The 16678-nt window shown below is 68.4% G+C and carries 15 protein-coding genes; 12 read left to right on the top strand and 3 right to left on the bottom strand.

The annotated features are described in order from the left end of the window. Window positions 1–98 precede the first annotated feature (98 nt). Window positions 99–545 (top strand): winged helix-turn-helix transcriptional regulator, encoded by a 447-nt coding sequence (locus CEK29_RS14545; RefSeq protein WP_094801149.1) that lies wholly within the window; start codon window positions 99–101, stop codon window positions 543–545. Window positions 546–599: 54 nt separating this feature from the next. Here CEK29_RS14545 and CEK29_RS14540 read toward each other — a convergent pair whose 3' ends face one another. Beyond that, window positions 600–1553 (bottom strand): AraC family transcriptional regulator, encoded by a 954-nt coding sequence (locus CEK29_RS14540; RefSeq protein WP_094801147.1) that lies wholly within the window; start codon window positions 1551–1553, stop codon window positions 600–602. Window positions 1554–1746: 193 nt separating this feature from the next. On the opposite strand from CEK29_RS14540, the gene CEK29_RS14535 reads away from it, so the two are divergent. After that, the gene (locus tag CEK29_RS14535) at window positions 1747–2115 is read left to right on the top strand and encodes an Atu4866 domain-containing protein (RefSeq protein ID WP_249279083.1); all 369 of its coding nucleotides are present in this window, start codon (window positions 1747–1749) and stop codon (window positions 2113–2115) included. After that, a complete protein-coding gene (locus CEK29_RS14530) occupies window positions 2115–2360 on the top strand; it encodes a hypothetical protein (RefSeq protein ID WP_094858528.1) in 246 nt (81 codons plus the stop codon). The genes CEK29_RS14535 and CEK29_RS14530 overlap by 1 nt, the downstream gene beginning before the upstream one ends. Here CEK29_RS14530 and CEK29_RS14525 read toward each other — a convergent pair. Further along, window positions 2344–2859, bottom strand: a complete 516-nt coding sequence (locus CEK29_RS14525; RefSeq protein ID WP_094858527.1) for a methylated-DNA--[protein]-cysteine S-methyltransferase — start codon at window positions 2857–2859, stop codon at window positions 2344–2346. The two genes, CEK29_RS14530 and CEK29_RS14525, sit on opposite strands and share 17 nt — an antisense overlap. 206 nt (window positions 2860–3065) lie before the next feature. On the opposite strand from CEK29_RS14525, the gene CEK29_RS14520 reads away from it, so the two are divergent. The 8 genes from CEK29_RS14520 (at window position 3066) to CEK29_RS14485 (ending at window position 11918) form a co-directional block, all read left to right on the top strand. Continuing rightward, window positions 3066–3548, top strand: coding sequence for a sigma-70 family RNA polymerase sigma factor (locus CEK29_RS14520; protein ID WP_432759241.1), 483 nt, complete (start codon window positions 3066–3068; stop codon window positions 3546–3548). Next, complete coding sequence (locus tag CEK29_RS14515) at window positions 3541–4512, top strand: DUF4880 domain-containing protein (RefSeq protein ID WP_176456911.1); 972 nt, start codon at window positions 3541–3543, stop codon at window positions 4510–4512. The genes CEK29_RS14520 and CEK29_RS14515 overlap by 8 nt, the downstream gene beginning before the upstream one ends. 107 nt (window positions 4513–4619) lie before the next feature. Next, the gene (locus CEK29_RS14510; RefSeq protein ID WP_440588325.1) at window positions 4620–7112 is read left to right on the top strand and encodes a TonB-dependent siderophore receptor; all 2493 of its coding nucleotides are present in this window, start codon (window positions 4620–4622) and stop codon (window positions 7110–7112) included. A gap of 247 nt (window positions 7113–7359) precedes the next feature. Continuing rightward, on the top strand, window positions 7360–7977 hold the full coding sequence (locus CEK29_RS14505) for a DUF4198 domain-containing protein (RefSeq protein ID WP_094801140.1): 618 nt from the start codon (window positions 7360–7362) through the stop codon (window positions 7975–7977). Next, window positions 7974–8270, top strand: coding sequence for a DUF3649 domain-containing protein (locus tag CEK29_RS14500; RefSeq protein WP_249279082.1), 297 nt, complete (start codon window positions 7974–7976; stop codon window positions 8268–8270). Before CEK29_RS14505 ends, CEK29_RS14500 begins: the two co-directional genes overlap by 4 nt. Window positions 8271–8434: 164 nt before the next feature. Then, window positions 8435–10042: a PepSY-associated TM helix domain-containing protein gene (locus CEK29_RS14495; protein WP_249279089.1), complete on the top strand. Its 1608-nt coding sequence runs from the start codon at window positions 8435–8437 to the stop codon at window positions 10040–10042. A gap of 4 nt (window positions 10043–10046) precedes the next feature. Beyond that, entirely contained in the window at window positions 10047–10373 is a 327-nt protein-coding gene (locus CEK29_RS14490; RefSeq protein WP_094801134.1) for a DUF3325 domain-containing protein, read from the top strand. A gap of 198 nt (window positions 10374–10571) precedes the next feature. Then, a complete protein-coding gene (locus tag CEK29_RS14485) occupies window positions 10572–11918 on the top strand; it encodes a tryptophan--tRNA ligase (RefSeq protein WP_094801132.1) in 1347 nt (448 codons plus the stop codon). Window positions 11919–12014: 96 nt separating this feature from the next. Here the strand turns inward: CEK29_RS14485 and tex are convergent, their stop codons facing one another. Next, complete coding sequence (gene tex / locus CEK29_RS14480; protein WP_094801130.1) at window positions 12015–14399, bottom strand: RNA-binding transcriptional accessory protein Tex; 2385 nt, start codon at window positions 14397–14399, stop codon at window positions 12015–12017. Between the two features lie 188 nt (window positions 14400–14587). Between tex and CEK29_RS14475 the strand changes: the two genes are divergently transcribed. Continuing rightward, on the top strand, window positions 14588–16669 hold the full coding sequence (locus CEK29_RS14475; protein WP_094858525.1) for an ATP-dependent DNA helicase: 2082 nt from the start codon (window positions 14588–14590) through the stop codon (window positions 16667–16669). Window positions 16670–16678: the final 9 nt, after the last annotated feature.

Here is a 16678-nt window from a genome sequence, read left to right as displayed (position 1 = left end):
ACCAGTTGGATGGTAGGCCTGGCGGTTTTAAAATGCAACTACATTGGCGGCGACGCGGGGCGTCGTTGCACTATCGAATGGCGTGAGCGGAGGGTGTGATGGCAGCAACGAAAGAAGCCGAGGGTTCGACCTGCCCGGTGGCGCGTTCCGCCGCGCTGCTGGGCGACCGCTGGGCCTTGCTGGTGGTGCGCGACGCCTTCGATGGCATGCGGCGCTTCGGCGATTTTCAACGCAGCCTGGGTGCGGCCCGCAACATCCTGGCCGACCGCCTGCGTCGTCTCGTGGATGCGGAGATCCTGGCGCTGCAGCCTGCCTCCGATGGATCGGCCTATCAGGAGTATGTGCTGACGCCCCGGGGCGAGTCGCTTTTTCCGGTGGTCGTGGCCTTGCGCCAGTGGGGCGAACATCATCTGTTCGCGCGCGGGGAGGCGCGTTCGGTCCTGCTCGACACCGACACGGGCAAGGCCGTGCCCTACATGGCGCCGCGCGATGCCGCCGGCGAGCCGATCGCGCCGGCGCGCACCCGCGTGCGCAAGCCGCGTTGATCACGGCCCGCCCGACCGGCCGCCGCCGGGTCCGCCCCGGGCCGCGCGGCGGGATCAGCGCAGCGTCGCCACGTAGCGCTCGGTCAGGACGGGTTGCAGCCGCTCGGTGGCGAACAGCCCCTTCATGAGCTCCGCTTCTTCGCCCGGCGTGCGGCCGAAGAAGCGCTTGAACTCGCGGTTGAACTGCGAGGGGCTTTCGTAGCCCACGCGCGTGCACGCGGCCGCCGCGGTCAGGCTTTCGCGGATCATCAGCAGCCGCGCCTGATGCAGGCGCGTCGACTTCACGTACTGGATCGGCGAAGTCTGGGTGACGGCGCGGAAGTGCAGGTGGAAGGCCGCCACGCTCATGCCGGCCTCATCGGCCAGACCCGACACATCGAGCGAGCGGGCGTAATCGGTATGGATACGGCGCAAGGCCTTGGCAATCTTGCCGAAGTGGCCATGCTGCGCCAGCGCGGCGCGCACGGCGCCGCCTTGCTCGCCCATCAGCACGCGGTAGCTGATCTCGCGCACGATGGCAGGACCCAGCACCTCGGCCTCGAGCGGATGGGACAGCGCGCGCAGCAGCCGGAGCGTGGCGTGAGCCAGGGTGTCGTCGAGCGGGGTGGAAATGATGCCGCACGGCGGCGCCGGCGCGTGATGACCGGACTGGTCGATCGCGAGCACCAGATCGGCCACCGCGGTCATGTCGAGCTGGATCGACATGGCGAGCAGCGGCTGGTCCGGCGTGGCCTGGGTCTCGGTGGAGAAGGGCAGCGGCACGGACAGCACGAGGTAGTGCTGCGCGTCGTAGATGTAGACCGAGTCGCCCAGAAAACCGCGTTTCTGCCCCTGGAACACGATGACGATGCTGGGCTCGTAAAGCACCTGGGTACGCGGCAGCGAGCGCTGCGACCGCATCAGCTTGACCCCGGGCAGGGCGGTCAGGGTATAGCCTTCGGTGGGCGCCAGTTGCAGAACCAGATCGACGGTCTGGCGGGTGAGGGCGGGATCGACATGCGCGGTCATGATTTACGTGCGGCGGCAAGGAAAGTAGCAATAGACCATAAATATGCCCCCGTATGGTGCTTGCTCTCAAAATCCTGGAGGAATAGGCAATAACGCAGGAGTCCTGGATATTTCCCCAGTTTCGGGTGATCCCTAACATGTCGGTCAACGTCGGAAACCTCCCGGCGGATGTCGTACCTGAAGGAGTCCAGCCATGAATATCAAGAATCCCGCGCTTTTCTCCCGAGGTCCTCGAGGGCCTTCGAACCGCCACGGCGGCGCCCAGGCGATGTTTGGCGCCCAGGCCATGGCCGCGCGCGGTGTCGACCGCGATGCGCCGGTGCACCCCGACCAGTTTCTCGGCACCTGGGTCACGGCCGACGGCAGCGTGCGTCACGAGCTGCGGTCCAACGGCCGCTATCACGAGGCGCGCCGGGACCAGCCCCGCCGCGCCGCCGGGCGTTTCTGGATCGAGGGCAACTACATCGAGTACCGCGACGACAGCGGCCACGCCGCCGATGGCGTGTTCCGCGACGGCGCCCTGCATCACGCGGGCTTCGTCTACTACCGGGTGGGGGCGTGATGGACGGCGCCGATGTGATTGCCGATTTCTTTCGCCCTGACCCGGTGCGGCGCGTGGCGGGCGCAGGGGCCGGCCGCCATGAAGCCACCCCCGCAAGCCCCGTCGCCGCGCGCGACACCGCGGACATCGAAATCGCGGCGGCGGATGCTGCGGCGGGCGAACCCGGGGCGGCCCATGCCGCGGCGGGCGAACCCGGGGCGGCCCATGCCGCGGGGGGCGAAGGCGCCGTTACGCCGGGCGTGTGATCCGGCCGGCGTCGATCGCCACGCCCTCATGACGCAATAACCAGGTCTTGGCCGGCAGCCCGCCTGCAAACCCCGTCAATGCGCCGCCGCTGCCGACCACGCGGTGGCAGGGCGCGATGATCGACAGCGGGTTGCGTCCGTTGGCCGCGCCCACGGCGCGCACCGCCGCCGGTGCATCGAGCTGGCGCGCGATCTCGGCATAGCTGCGCGTCTGACCATACGGAATGGCCAGCAGTGCCTGCCAGACCCGCTGTTGAAAGGCCGTGCCTGCGAAGTCCAGCGGCAGGTCGAAGCGCCGCAGCTCGCCCGCGAAGTAGGCCTGCAACTGCGTGCGCGCCTGCCGCAGCACCGGATGCGCCGGGTTGGCCAGCGGCGCGTCGAGCGGCACCCGGCCCGGACGTTCGTCCGGCCACAGGACGGCCGCGAGAAGGTCGCCGCGCGCAATCAGCCTGAGCGTGCCCACGGGCGTATCGAGCGACAGGTATTCGAGCCGTGGCATCAGCGCCTTCCAGGGGAGATCCAGATCATCCCGGGATTCTAAGCGGGTTGTTTTTTTGGCACACCCGGCGCGTTTAGCCCGCCGGATTTGGGCCTGAAAATTGATAATGATGTTGATTATCACTAGTATGGGCGGCTGGTCTTACCGTCTTGCCCTCCTTGCCCGTGTCCACGCTTCATTCCCCGTCCGCGCCAGCGTCCGATGTCATGCCCGTCGAGGGCCTGTATCGCGAGCATCGCTCCTGGCTGGCCGGCTGGTTCCGGCGCCGGCTCGGTTGCCGCGACCGCGCGGAGGATTTCACGCAGGACGTGTTCGTCCGTGTGATTCAGGGCAGCAAGGCCGTGCGGATCGAGCAGGCGCGCGCGCTGCTCACCACGATCGCGCGGGGCCTGGTGATCGACCATCACCGCCATGCCGCCCTCGAAGCCGCCTACCTGGTTTACCTCGAGAGCCTGCCGCCCGCGGCCGCGCCGTCGCCGCAGCAGCGCATCGAACTGCTGCAGGCGCTGGCCGAACTCGATCGCATGCTCGACGGCCTGCCGCCCCGGGCGCGCGAGGCTTTCCTGCTGTCGCAGGTCGATGGCCTGAGCTATGCCGAGATCGCCGCGCGCCTCGGCGTGTCCGTGAGCTCGGTGCAGCAATACATGGTGCGGGCGATGAGCGCCTGCTATGCCGCGTTCCATGACTGATATGTCCACGCCCAGCGACGTGGTGGTGCGACAGGCCATCACCTGGTGGGCCCGGCTGCAGTCGGGCGAGGCCGACGAGGGATTGCGCGCCGCCTGCACCCGCTGGATCGACGCGGATCCCGCGCACCGCACCGCCTGGCAGCGCGTCGACCGTGTCGCACAGGGCGTGAGCCGCGTGCCGGCGGGGCTGGCGCATGCCGCGCTCGACCGCGCGCCGCGCGTGCCGCGGCCACAACGCCGGGCCGTATTGCGCGGCCTGGTCGCGGGCGCGGTGCTGGCGGGTACGGGCGGGCTGGTGTACCGGCATGCGCCCTGGCAACGCCTGGTCGCGGACTACAGCACCGACACCGGCGAGACGCGCGAGATCGCGCTGGCCGAGGGCCTCAGCCTGACGCTGGCGGGTGACACCGCCATCCGCACCGAACTGCGGGACGAGCGGCGCGCCGTCAGCCTGCTGCGCGGGGAAATCCTGGTGCGTGCCGCGCATCTGGCGGTGCTGCAGCCGGTGCTGAATGTCGATACGGGTTACGGCACGCTCAGCGCCGAAGAGGCTCGCTTCTGCGTGCGGCGCATGGTCTCGGGCTGCCGGATCGATGTGTATGAAGGCTTCGTCGCGCTGCACCGCGACGATGTGCCGGGCACCCTGTTGATGCGGGCAGGCGAGAGCCTCACGATCGCCGCCGACGGCGCGGCACGCGCTGGCGTGGCCGATCCGGATGCCGCGGCCTGGGCTCAGGGGCTGATCGTGGCTCAGGCGTGGCCGCTGGCCCGGCTGGTGCGGCGGCTTGCCGATAATCGCGTCGGTCTGATCCGGGTCGACGAGCGCGTGGCCGAGCTGCCCATCTCGGGCGTGTTCCCGCTCTACGACGCCGAGCGCGCGCTGGCCGCCGTCGCGAAGTCGCTGCCGATCGCGGTGCAACGCCGCAGCCGCTACTGGCTCAGCGTGGGGCCGCGCGAGGCCTGAGCCGCCACGGTTACATCTTTTTTTGTCGCGGGACTGCAGGTTTGCTTCGCTGGTGCGGAAAGCCATGAGTAAACGCTTTTGCTTTCTGCATTTCTGAGGAGAACCCTGTGTCGCAACATCCCGTGCGTCTGCGTCTGAAACGCAGCGCCGCCAGCCGGGCGCTGATCGCCGCGCTCGGCGGCACCACGCTGGGCACGCTCGTGCTCGCCGGCTCCGGTACGCCGGTCCAGGCGCAGCCGGTACGCCAGACCTACAGCATCCCCGCCGGTCCGCTGGCCGACGCGCTCACGCGCTATGCCCGTCAGGCAGGGGCCGTCCTGTCCTTCGATCCGGCCTTGGCGGCCGGGCGCCGTTCCAATGGTCTGTCGGGTTCGTACGGCGTGGCCGAGGGCTTCGCGCAATTGCTGGCCGGCACCGGTCTCGTGGCACGCGCCGATGGCAACCGTGCCTGGTCGCTGCACGCCGCGCCGTCGGGCGACGCGACCACGCTCGCGCCGGTGACGGTGACGGGCGCCTCCGAGTTCGCGTCGGGCCCGACGCTGGGCTACGTGTCGACGGTGAGCATGAGCGGCACCAAGACCGATACGCCGCTGATCGAGACGCCGCAGTCGATTTCGGTCGTGACGCGCGAACAGATCGCGGAGCAGGGCGCGCAGACGCTCAATCAGGTGTTGCGTTACACGGCCGGCGTGACGACCGAGGCGCGCGGCGCGACGGCCACGCGCCTGGATCAGTTCAATGTGCGCGGCTTCTCGGCCGCCACCTATCTGGATGGCATGCGGGTGTTCGGTGGCCGCGACGCGCTGCCGCAGGTCGATGCCTATCGTCTGGAACGCGTGGACGTGCTGAAGGGCCCGTCGTCGGTGATGTACGGCCAGGGCGGCCCGGGCGGGGTGGTCAACCAGGTCAGCAAGCGCCCGTTGAGCGAGCGCTTCAACGAAGTGGAGATCATGGGCGGCAATTACGATTTCCGCCGCGCCAACTTCGACTTCACCGGCCCCATCGATGAGGCGGGCAAGTTCGGCTACCGCTTCACGGGCGCCGGCTACCGCGCAGACGGCCAGGTCGATCACACCAAGGAACGCCGCTACTTCATCGCGCAGTCGTTCAGCTGGAAGCCGAACGCGGACACGTCCTTCACCCTGCTGACCAACTTCCAGCGCGATCCGGACATGGGCTCTTATGGGGCCGTGCCGGCGATGCGCACCGTGCTGTCCGCGCCGGATGGCCGCCGCCTGTCGCCCAGCTACTACGACGGGGATGCGAACTTCGAGCGCAGCGACCGCAAGAGCTATGCGCTGGGCTACGTGCTCGAGCATCGTTTCAACGACACGTTCAAGGCGTCTCAGAGCCTGCGCTATCAGCACTCCGAAGGCATCTATCGCAGCGTGTACGGCACGTCGACGGCCAACACCTATGGCTATACCGACGCCTCTTACCGCTACCAAGGTCGCGGCGTGATCGCCACCGATGTCGATGTGAACGCGTTCACCGTCGACAACAATCTGCAGGCCGACTTCGACACCGGTCCGCTGCGTCACAAGGTGCTGCTCGGCTTCGATTACCAGCGCGTCGAGACCGACACGCTGTCCGGCTTCGGCACGGCGCCTCCGATCGATGTGTTCAATCCGAACAATCACATGAACATCGCGACGCCGGCGTTCACCAGCGATCAGACGCAGTGGCAGTATCAGACGGGCCTGTACGCGCAGGATCAGATCAAGATCGATCGTCTGTCGGTATTGCTCGGCGGACGCTACGACTGGTCGCGCACGCACAGCGGCACGGACAACCCGATCACCGGCAGCCACAGCAGCTCCGCGCTGCAGGCCGAAGCGTTCACGGGCCGCGTGGGTCTCATCTACAACTTCGACAATGGCGTGGCGCCGTACGTCAGCTACTCGGAGTCGTTCGAGCCGCAGTCGGGCACGGGCTGGAACAATTCGCCGTTCAAGCCGATCGAGGGCAAGCAGTACGAAGTCGGCGTGAAGTATCAGCCGCCGGGCTCCGCCACGCTGTTGAGCGCCGCTGCCTTCGATATCCGCCGCGAAAACATGCTCACCACCGATCCGGATCCCACGCACATGTGCGGCGCGAGCCGGTGCTCGGTGCAGGCCGGTGAACTGCGCACGCAGGGCATCGAGCTCGAAGCCAAGACCGAGCCGGTGCGCGGCCTGAGCCTGATCGCGAGCTACTCCTACCTCGACAACGAGTACGAGCGCGCCAACCCCAACGCCGCCGGCCTCAACCTCAAGGGCAAGCGTCCCACCGGCATTCCGCAGCACCAGGCTTCCGCGTGGGCGCGCTACCAGATGCAGGAAGGCCCGCTCGCCGGTCTCGGCGTGGGTGGGGGCGTGCGCTATCTCGGCTCGAGCTACGGCGACGACGTCAACAGCTTCAAGGTGCCGTCGGTCACGCTGTTCGACCTGATGCTGGATTACGACCTGGGCCGGGCCTCCCCCGCGCTCAAGGGGATGCAGGTGGCGTTGAACGTGTCGAACCTGTTCGACAAGGAATACATCGCCGCGTGCTCGTCGGGCGCGTGGTGCTGGTACGGCTACGAACGCACCGTCAAGGCGTCGCTGCGCTACCGCTGGTAAAGGCGGCGCAACGGCGTGAAACAGGAAAGTAGTGGCGCGCGCAACGATAGGCGGGCCACTGTTTAATTAAGAATGATTATAATTTGCGGGTGTTTTCGCTTTGGCGCGCTCTTTTGACGGGAGCGGGGCAGGGCGTACTGGCAAATCGTCATCGGGGAAGGGCTCCGTTGGCGTCCAAAGAGACACGGGGCACGCGCAGCCGTCGAGGGGGACGGCGCGCAATCCGTATCACCACAAGGAAAGCAACATGCGCATCATCAAATCCGTCGCGGCGCTCGCGCTGCTGGGCTGGACCAGCATGGCATCGGCCCACTTCGTCTGGCTCGAGCCGGCCGGTGAATCCAAGGTTCGTGCCTACTTCGGCGAATGGGCCGACGACATGCGCGAGAAGACCGACGGCTTCCTGGGCAAGGTGCTGACCGAGCCCAAGCTCAACGGCAAGGCCGTCAAGCCGGCCGCGTCGGGTGCCGACTACTACGAGTTCGACGCCCGCGGCGATACGCGTCTGGGCCAGGCCGCGCTCTTCAAGGAAACGCTGGTCGAGTACGGCGCGCGCGTCGGCCGCCAGGACACCAAGGCGCAACTGCCGCTGGAGATCGTGCCGGCCGAAGCGGGCTCGAATTCCTTCGTGCTGACCTTCGACGGCAAGCCGCTGCCGAAGACCGAGGTGACCGTGTTCGGTCCGCCGAAGTGGCTCAAGCAGTTCCGTACCGATGAGTCCGGCAAGTTCACGATCGAAACGCCCTGGACCGGCCAGTACGTGCTCGAAGCGGCGCATGCCCAGGACAAGACCGGCGACCACGGTGGCAAGCCCTACACCAAGGTCCGTTACGTCACCACCCTGACCTTCGATCGTTCCAAGTGAAAGCGCCCGTATCCGGCGCAGGCATGCTGCGCTATCGCTTCATCGTCGCTTCTCGCGCGCTTGCCGCCGTCGGCGGCGGATATCTGCTCGCGTCGGCCGTCGCAGCCGCCCTGGCGGTCTGGCTGCCGCTCAGCCGTCTCGACGCCGTCGTGATCGCGCAACTGACATCCTTCGTGGTGTACGCCTGCGCCGTGATATGGGTCTTCGCAACGCGCACCACGGTGCGCGCCTGGGTGGGCGTGATCGCGCCCACCCTGGTTTTCGCGCTGCTTTATTGGGTGGGCCGGCCGTGAGCGGTTCCACGCCTCTTTCTGATACTTCGCTGCAATCCATGTCTGACGCCAAGACGGGCGCCGGGTCCGACCTCCCGGGTACGCCCCAGGCCGCACGCCCCGCCGCATCCAAAGCCGCTTCCGCCAAGAAAGACGCCGCGCAGGGCGAAGGGCTGCGCCAGGCGATGTCCTGGCTGCACACCTGGTCCGGGCTGATCTTCGGCTGGGTGCTGTTCGCCATGTTCCTGACCGGCACGCTGGCGTTCTTCCGCCCCGAAATCACGCGCTGGATGCAGCCGGAGATCGAGGTCCAGAAGGTGCCGCAGGCGCAGGCCCTGGCGGTCGCGCGCAAGTACCTCGAGACCCACGCCGCGGATTCGACGCGCTGGTTCATCTCGCTGCCCTCCGATCGCGAGCCCGCGATCCATGCCTCGTATCAGCGGGCCAAGCCGCCTCCTGGCGAGCGCGCATTCAAACGCGTCACGATCGATCCGGTGTCGGGCGACGAGATCAAGGCGCGCGAGACCCGTGGCGGCGACTTCTTCTATCGATTCCACTTCGAGCTCGAGATGAGCTTTCCGTGGGGACGCTGGCTGGCGAGTATCGCCGGCATGTTCATGCTGGTGGCCATCATCAGCGGCGTCATCACGCACAAAAAGATATTCACCGACTTCTTTACGTTCCGGCCCAAGAAGGGCGGGCAACGGGCCTGGATGGACGGGCACAACGCGCTCTCCGTACTGGGCCTGCCGTTCCATCTCATGATCACGTTCAGCGGCTTGATCCTGTTCGTGTACATGCTGATGCCGGCCAGCGTGCTGTCCGCCTACAAGAGCGACCGCGAGTACTTCGACGAGATGTTCCCGGCGTTCGCGGTGCCCAAGCCCACCAAACAGCCCGCCACGCTGGTCGACCTCAATACCGTGGTCGACCGGGCCGAAGCCGGCTGGGAGGGCGGTCGCGCCGGCCGCGTCGTGGTGAATCACCCGTTCGACGCGGGCTCGACCGTCACCGTCACCCGCGCGGTGAGTGAACGCGTGTCGTACGGCCGCATGGCCCCCACCAACAGCTACAACGGGGTGACCGGCGAGCTGATCAGCGCGGCGGCCGCGCCGAGCGCAGCCGCGGTCACCGCGGGCACGATCGTGGGTCTGCATCTCGGCCTCTTCGCCGAACCGCTGCTGCGCTGGTTCTACTTCCTGGTGAGCCTGGCCGGCACGGCCATGGTCGGCACCGGGCTGGTGTTGTGGATCGCCAAACGGCGTCAGAAGAACGTGAAGGGTCAGCGCGAGGCGTTCTCGCTGCGCCTGGTCGACGGTCTGAACGCCGGCACCATCGCCGGCATCGGTGTCGCCATCGCGGCCTTCTTCTGGGCCAACCGCCTGCTCGATCCGACGGTCGCGCAGCACGCCCGGCTCGAGGTGCGCGTGTTCTTCTGGGCCTGGGGCCTGTGCTTCGTCTACGCCTTCCTGCGTCAAAAGACCAAGTGGCGCGACCTGAGCGCGCTGGGCGCGATTCTGTTCGCGCTGGTGCCGGTGGTGAACGCGTTCACGACGCAGCGCCATCTCGGCGTGTCGCTGGCCAAGGGCGACTGGGTCATGGCCGGCTTCGACCTGACCTGCCTGGCCACGGCCTTGCTGCTGGGCTGGATCGCCTACAAGTCCGGCCGTGGCCGCCCGCAGCCCGCCGCGCGCGGTGCCAAGGCCGCGCCGCAGGCCGGGGCCAAACCCACCCCCAAGCCCGCCCCACAATCCGCGCCGATCGACGGCAATCCTTCCGCCGCCACGAGGTGATGACATGAACGCCGCCGCTTTCTGCCTGGCCTACGCGGGATTCGCCGCGCTGTGTCTGGGCATGGACCGCCACTACGAAGATGTCTTCGACCGCAGCCTGCCGCGCCGCCACAAGCTCCTGTTGCGCACGCTGGGCTGGCTCGGCCTCACGTTGTCGCTCATGGCCTCGGCCCACGCCTGGGGCTGGAGCTACGGCACCATCGAATGGATCGGCATCCTCAGCTTCGCGGGTCTGTTGCTGATCTGGGCGCTGACCTACGTGCCGCGCGTGGCGCTGGCCGCCGGCGGCGCGTGCGCCGTCGCGGCGCCCGTGTTCGCCTGGGTGAGCTGAGCGCGCCGGTATCGGATGCCTCGCCGGCCGCGCCTCGCCGGCCGCGCCTCGCCGGCCGCGCCTCGCCGGCCGCGCCTCGCCGGCCGCGCCTCGCCGGCCGCGCCTCGCCGGCCGCACCGCGCCGGCCGCACCTCGACACCGGCGTGGGCACGGTAAACTGAGGCCCATCGTCGTTCACCTCAGGCTTTGTCTCGCGTCATGAACACCCGCGTCCTCACTGGCATCACCACCACCGGCACTCCTCACCTCGGCAATTGGGCCGGCGCCATCCGCCCGGCCATCCAGGCCAGCACCCAGCCGGGGGTCGACGCATTCTTCTTCCTCGCCGACTACCACGCGCTGATCAAGTGCGACGACCCGGCCCGCGTGGCCCGCTCGCGCCTCGAAATCGCGGCCACCTGGCTGGCCGGCGGCCTGGACACCGATCGCGCGACCTTCTATCGCCAATCCGACATTCCCGAGATTCCGGAGCTGTGCTGGTTGCTGATGTGCGTGACCGGCAAGGGCCTGATGAATCGTGCCCATGCCTACAAGGCGTCGGTCGACCAGAACACCGCCAAGGGCGTGGAAGCCGATGACGGCGTGACCATGGGCCTGTTCTCGTATCCGGTTCTGATGGCGGCGGACATCCTGATGTTCAACGCGCACAAGGTGCCGGTCGGCCGGGATCAGGTGCAGCACATCGAGATGACGCGCGATATCGCCCAGCGCTTCAATCACCTGTACGGCCGCGAGTTCTTCGTGCTGCCCGATGTAGTCATCGAAGAAGAGGTCGCCACCTTGCCCGGCCTCGATGGCCGCAAGATGTCCAAGAGCTACAACAACACGATTCCGCTGTTCGAGGGTGGCGCCCGCGCGCTGCGCGCGGCGGTGTCGCGCATCGTGACCGACTCGCGCCAGCCGGGCGAGGCCAAGGATGCCGACAGCGCGCATCTGTTCACGATCTACCGCGCCTTCGCCAGCCAGGCCGAATCGGCCCAGTTGCGCGCGCAACTGGCCGACGGCATGGGCTGGGGCGACGCCAAGGAAGCGCTGATCCAGCGCCTGGAGCAGGACATCGCGCCGATGCGCGACCGCTACGATGCGCTGATCTCCAACCCCGGCCGTATCGAAGAGATTCTGCAGGCCGGCGCCCAGAAGGCGCGCAAGCTGGCTCAACCCGCCATCGAGGCACTGCGTGAGGCCGTGGGCCTGCGCAACCTCACCAGCGGCCCGGTCCAGGCGGCCGCGGGCGCCAAGAAGGCGGCCAAGGGCGCACGCTTCGTCAGCTTCCGCGACGACGACGGTTCGTTCCGTTTCCGCCTGCTCGGCGCCGACGGCAACGAGCTGCTGGTGTCGGGCAGCCATGCCGATCCCAAGGCCGCTGGCGCGCTCACGAAGCGTTTGCAGCAGCCCGGCGTGGCGGTGGTCACGCTGGACGGGCTGGCCGTGGTGGCGAGCCTGGACGGCGCCGAAGTGGCCCGTGGCGCGCCCGCCGCCGATGCGGCGGCCGCCGATGCGCAGGCCGTGCAGGTGCAGGACGCGCTGGCCTCGCTGGCCCAGTAGTCCGCATCGCAACGGCGTCGCGTCCGCGGCGCCGCGCCATGAAAAAAGCCGCCAGGTGGGGTGTCCACCCTGGCGGCTTTTCTGTTTTGGGCGTGCTCAGCGCTTGAGCTTGGCGAATGCGTCGGCCATCGCGCTGTTGCCCAGGCTGCTGCCGCGGCCGGCATCGCTGCCTTGCGGACGGCGGCCGCCCCGGTCGTTGCCGCGCGGTGCGCCGGTGCTGGCGCCCGCGGCGCCGCCACGGCGGGCCGGTTCGGCGGGATCGTTCAGGCGCATGGTGAGCGCGACGCGCTTGCGCTGCACGTCGACCTCGAGCACCTTCACCTGCACCGTCTGGCCCACGCGGACCACGTCGCGCGGATCCTTGACGAACTTCTCCGCCAGCGCCGAGATGTGCACCAGACCGTCCTGGTGCACGCCGATGTCGACGAACGCGCCGAAGTTGGCCACGTTGGTCACGACGCCTTCGAGCAGCATGCCGGGATGCAGGTCGTTGAGGGTCTCGACGCCTTCCTTGAACTGCGCGGTCTTGAACTCGGGACGCGGATCGCGGCCGGGCTTTTCGAGCTCGGCGAAGATGTCGCGCACCGTGGGCAAGCCGAAGCGTTCGTCGGTGAACTCGGACGGCGACACGCCCTTGAGGGCTTCGCGCTGGCCGATGATCTGCTTCACGTCGGCCTTGATGCGGGCGACGATGCGCTCGACCACCGGGTAGGCCTCGGGGTGGACCGCCGAGGCGTCGAGCGGATTGTCGCCCGACGGGATGCGCAGGAAGCCGGCGGCCTGCTCGAAGGCCTTATCGCCGAAGCGCGGCACCTTGAGCAGTTGCTTGCGGGTGGGGAACGCGCCGTTCTCGTCACGCCAGGCGACGATGTTCTTGGCGAGCGACGAATTCAGGCCCGACACGCGGGCGAGCAGGGCGGCCGAAGCGGTGTTCACGTCCACGCCCACGGCGTTCACGCAATCCTCGACCACGGCGTCCAGCGAACGGGCCAGCTCGCGCTGGTTCACGTCGTGCTGGTACTGGCCCACGCCGATGGCCTTGGGATCGATCTTGACCAGCTCGGCCAGCGGATCCTGCAGACGGCGGGCGATCGACACGGCGCCACGCAGCGTCACGTCGAGGTCCGGGAATTCGAGGGCCGCGGTCTCGGAAGCCGAGTACACCGAGGCGCCGGCTTCGGACACGACGACGCGGGTGAGCTTCATGTCGGGATAGAGGCTCATCATGTCGCCGACCAGCTTTTCGCTCTCGCGCGATGCGGTGCCGTTGCCGATGGCGATCAGCTCGACCTGATGGCGCTTGCACAGCGCGGCCAGCGTGGAGATGGTGCCTTCGCGGTCGCGGCGCGGCTCGAACGGATAGACGGTGGTCGTGTCGACGACCTTGCCGGTGCGATCGATCACGGCGATCTTGCAGCCCGTGCGGATGCCGGGATCGAGGCCGAGCACGGTCTTGGGGCCCGCCGGCGCGGCCAGCAGCAGATCCTTGAGGTTGGCGGCGAACACGCGGATGGCCTCGGCCTCGGCGGTCTCGCGCAGGCGCGAGAACAGCTCGCTCTCGAACGCCGTGAGCAGCTTCACGCGCCAGGTCCAGCGGCACACTTCGCCCAGCCAGCGCGCGCGCGGCGTGGCGTCGAGGGCAAACAGATTGCCCAGCTTGAGGAAGTTGGCCACGCGTGCCACGCAGGGATGTGGCGTCTGGGCTTCGAGCTCGGCGTCCAGGCCGAGGCGCAGTTCGAGCACGCCTTGCTGGCGGCCACGCATGAGGGCGAGGATGCGGTGCGAGGGCAGGGTGCGAACCGCCTCATTGAAATCGAACCAGTCGCGGAAGTTGGCGCCGTCGTTTTCCTTGCCGTCGACCATCTTCGAATACAGCAGGCCCGTGCCCCAGAGATGCTCGCGCATGTCGGTGAGCAGGTCGGCGTTTTCGGCGTAGCGTTCGGCCAGGATGTCGCGCGCGCCGTCGAGCGCGGCCTTGGCATCCGTGATGTTGGCTTCGGCGTTGAGGTAGCCCGCGGCCAGCGCGGCGGGATCGCAGGCCGGGTCGGCCAGGATCGCGTCGGCCAGCGGCTCGAGGCCGGCTTCGCGCGCGATCTGGGCGCGCGTGCGGCGCTTGGGCTTGTACGGCGCGTACAGATCCTCGAGGCGCTGTTTGGTGTCGGCGCCGGTGATGTCCTTGTGCAGTTCGGGCGTCATCTTGCCCTGCTGCGTGATCGATTCGAAGATCGCGACGCGGCGCTCTTCGAGCTCGCGCAGATAACCGAGGCGCACTTCGAGGTTGCGCAGCGCGGTGTCGTCCAGGCCGCCGGTGGCTTCCTTGCGATAGCGCGCGATGAAGGGCACGGTGGCGCCATCGTCGAGCAATTCGACGGCGGCCGACACCTGTGCGGCGCGGGCGCCCAGTTCGGTGGCCAGTTGGGCAAGGATCCGGGCGTGATCGACGCTCGGCACGGCGGGCGTGGTGACGGAAATTTCGGACATCTCGAGACGGCGTCAAAGGGAAAACAAGGGGCGGATTGTGCCATAAGCTGCCCGTGGCGCCCTGTTACGAGACATGGCTGTCACTCTGGCAGAAAGGCGGATTTCCCCGTCAAATCGGGGAGGCTGCGCCGGGCCCCTACAGGACGGCGCGCTAAAATGCCTGCCACTTTAGCGCACCCACCGCATCGATGCTGGACCTGAACATTTCGGAATTCTTCGCCGACGACGGCCCGCTGGCGCAAGCCATGCCGGGCTACCGCTCGCGGCCCGCCCAGGTGGCGCTGGCTCAAGCCATCGAGGAGGCCATCGTCGATCGCGCCACCCTGGTGGCCGAGGCCGGTACCGGCACGGGCAAAACCTGGGCCTATCTCGTGCCGGCGTTCGTGCAGGGCGGCAAGGTGCTGATCTCCACCGGCACCCGCACGCTGCAAGACCAGCTCTATGCGCGCGACCTGCCGCGCGTGCGCGCCGCGCTGGGCGCACCGGTCACGGCCGCGCTGCTCAAGGGCCGGGGCAACTACGTCTGTCATTACCACCTCGACCGCCTGCAGGGCGACGAACGCGCGCTCAAGTCGCGCTCCGAAGTCGCCCAGTTGCGCAAGATCCAGGTCTTCGCGGGCATCACCAAAACGGGCGACCGCTCCGATCTGGCGCAGATCCCCGAAGACGCGGAGATCTGGCAACGCGTGACCTCCACGCGCGAAAACTGCCTGGGCCAGGAGTGCCCGCGCATTCGCGACTGCTTCGTCGTGAAGGCACGCCGGGCGGCGCAGGAGGCCGACGTCGTGGTCGTCAACCACGCCCTCTTCATGGCCGACCTGGTGTTGCGCGAAGAGGGTGTCACGGACCTGCTGCCCGAAGTCGATACGGTCATCTTCGACGAAGCGCATCAGTTGCCCGACACCGCCACGCGTTTCCTGGGCAGCAGCGTCTCGACGCACCAGTTGCTCGATTTTGGCCGCACCCTCGAAGCCGCGGGCCTCGCCTATGCGCGCGAGGCCGCCAAATGGAGCGACGTGAGCCGCCAGGTCGAGACCGCCGCGCGCGAACTGCGCCTCGTCTGTGCGCCGCTGGAGCAGATGCCCGGCCGCAAGGCCACCTTCGAGGCCATCCCCAATGCCGCGGAGTTCGACGTGGCGCTGGCGCATCTGCGCGAAGTCGTCGACGCGGCCACCCGCGCGCTCACCGGCGTGGCCGAAAAGCATCCCGATCTGATGGCGGCCGCGCGCGCCGGGGCGGGCCTGTCGCTGCGTCTGTCGCGCTGGGCCACGCCGGCGCGGCATGGCGCGCCCGGCGCCGACGACGACGGTTTCGGCCAGGACATCAACCTGCCCGAAGACACCTCGCCCGCCGTGGCGAGCGAGATCGCCGCGCTGGCCGATCAGGCCCAGCACAGCTGGAGCGGTCCGGCCGTGCGCTGGGTCGAGCAGGGGCAGCATCACGTGCGCCTGCACGCCGCGCCGCTTTCGGTGGCCAAGGCGTTCTCGCGCTACCGCAAGGGCGATCAGGCCTGGGTCATGACCTCGGCCACGCTGTCGGTGCAGGGCGATTTCCAGCATTTTCTGCGTCAGCTCGGCCTGGAGGGCGCGCGCACCGGCAAATGGGAGTCGCCGTTCGACTATCCGAGCCAGGGCCTGCTGTTCGTGCCGCGCGACATGCCCGAGCCGCACGCGCCGCAGTTCGTGGGGCGCTTTGTCGAAACCCTGATGCCGCTGCTCGAGGCAAGCCCCGGCGGCGCGCTGGTGCTGTGCACCACGCTGCGTGCGGTCGAGCGCGTCGCCGACCTGCTCGCCGATGCCTTCGAGGATGCCGGCCACGACTGGCCCCTGCTGCGCCAGGGCCAGTCCACGCGCCGCGACCTGCTCGAGCGCTTCGCCAAGCTGAAGCACCCGGTGCTGGTGGGCAGCCAGAGCTTCTGGGAAGGCATCGACCTACCTGGCGACATCCTCACGCTGGTGGCGATCGACAAGCTGCCGTTCGCGCCGCCCGACGATCCGGTCATCGAGGCGCGGCTGCGTGCCTGCCGTGCCGAAGGCGGCAATCCGTTCGCCGAGTATCAGCTGCCGGAAGCCGCGATCTCGCTCAAGCAGGGGGCAGGGCGCTTGATCCGCACCGAGTCCGATTGGGGCGTCCTGATGGTGGGCGACGCGCGCCTGGTCGAGAAGCCCTACGGCAAGCGCCTGTGGCGCGGCCTGCCGCCGTTTGCCCGCACGCGCGAGCTGAACGAAGCGCTGGCTTTTCTGGAGCGCAAGGCCGAGAGCAGCGACTGAGCCGCGCGC

The sequence above is a fragment of the Bordetella genomosp. 5 genome, assembly GCF_002261475.1.
In the GTDB taxonomy this organism is placed as follows: Bacteria; Pseudomonadota; Gammaproteobacteria; order Burkholderiales; family Burkholderiaceae_B; genus Bordetella.
The sequence above is the reverse complement of the archived record's forward strand: the minus strand, read 5'-3'. Positions and strand labels throughout refer to the sequence as shown.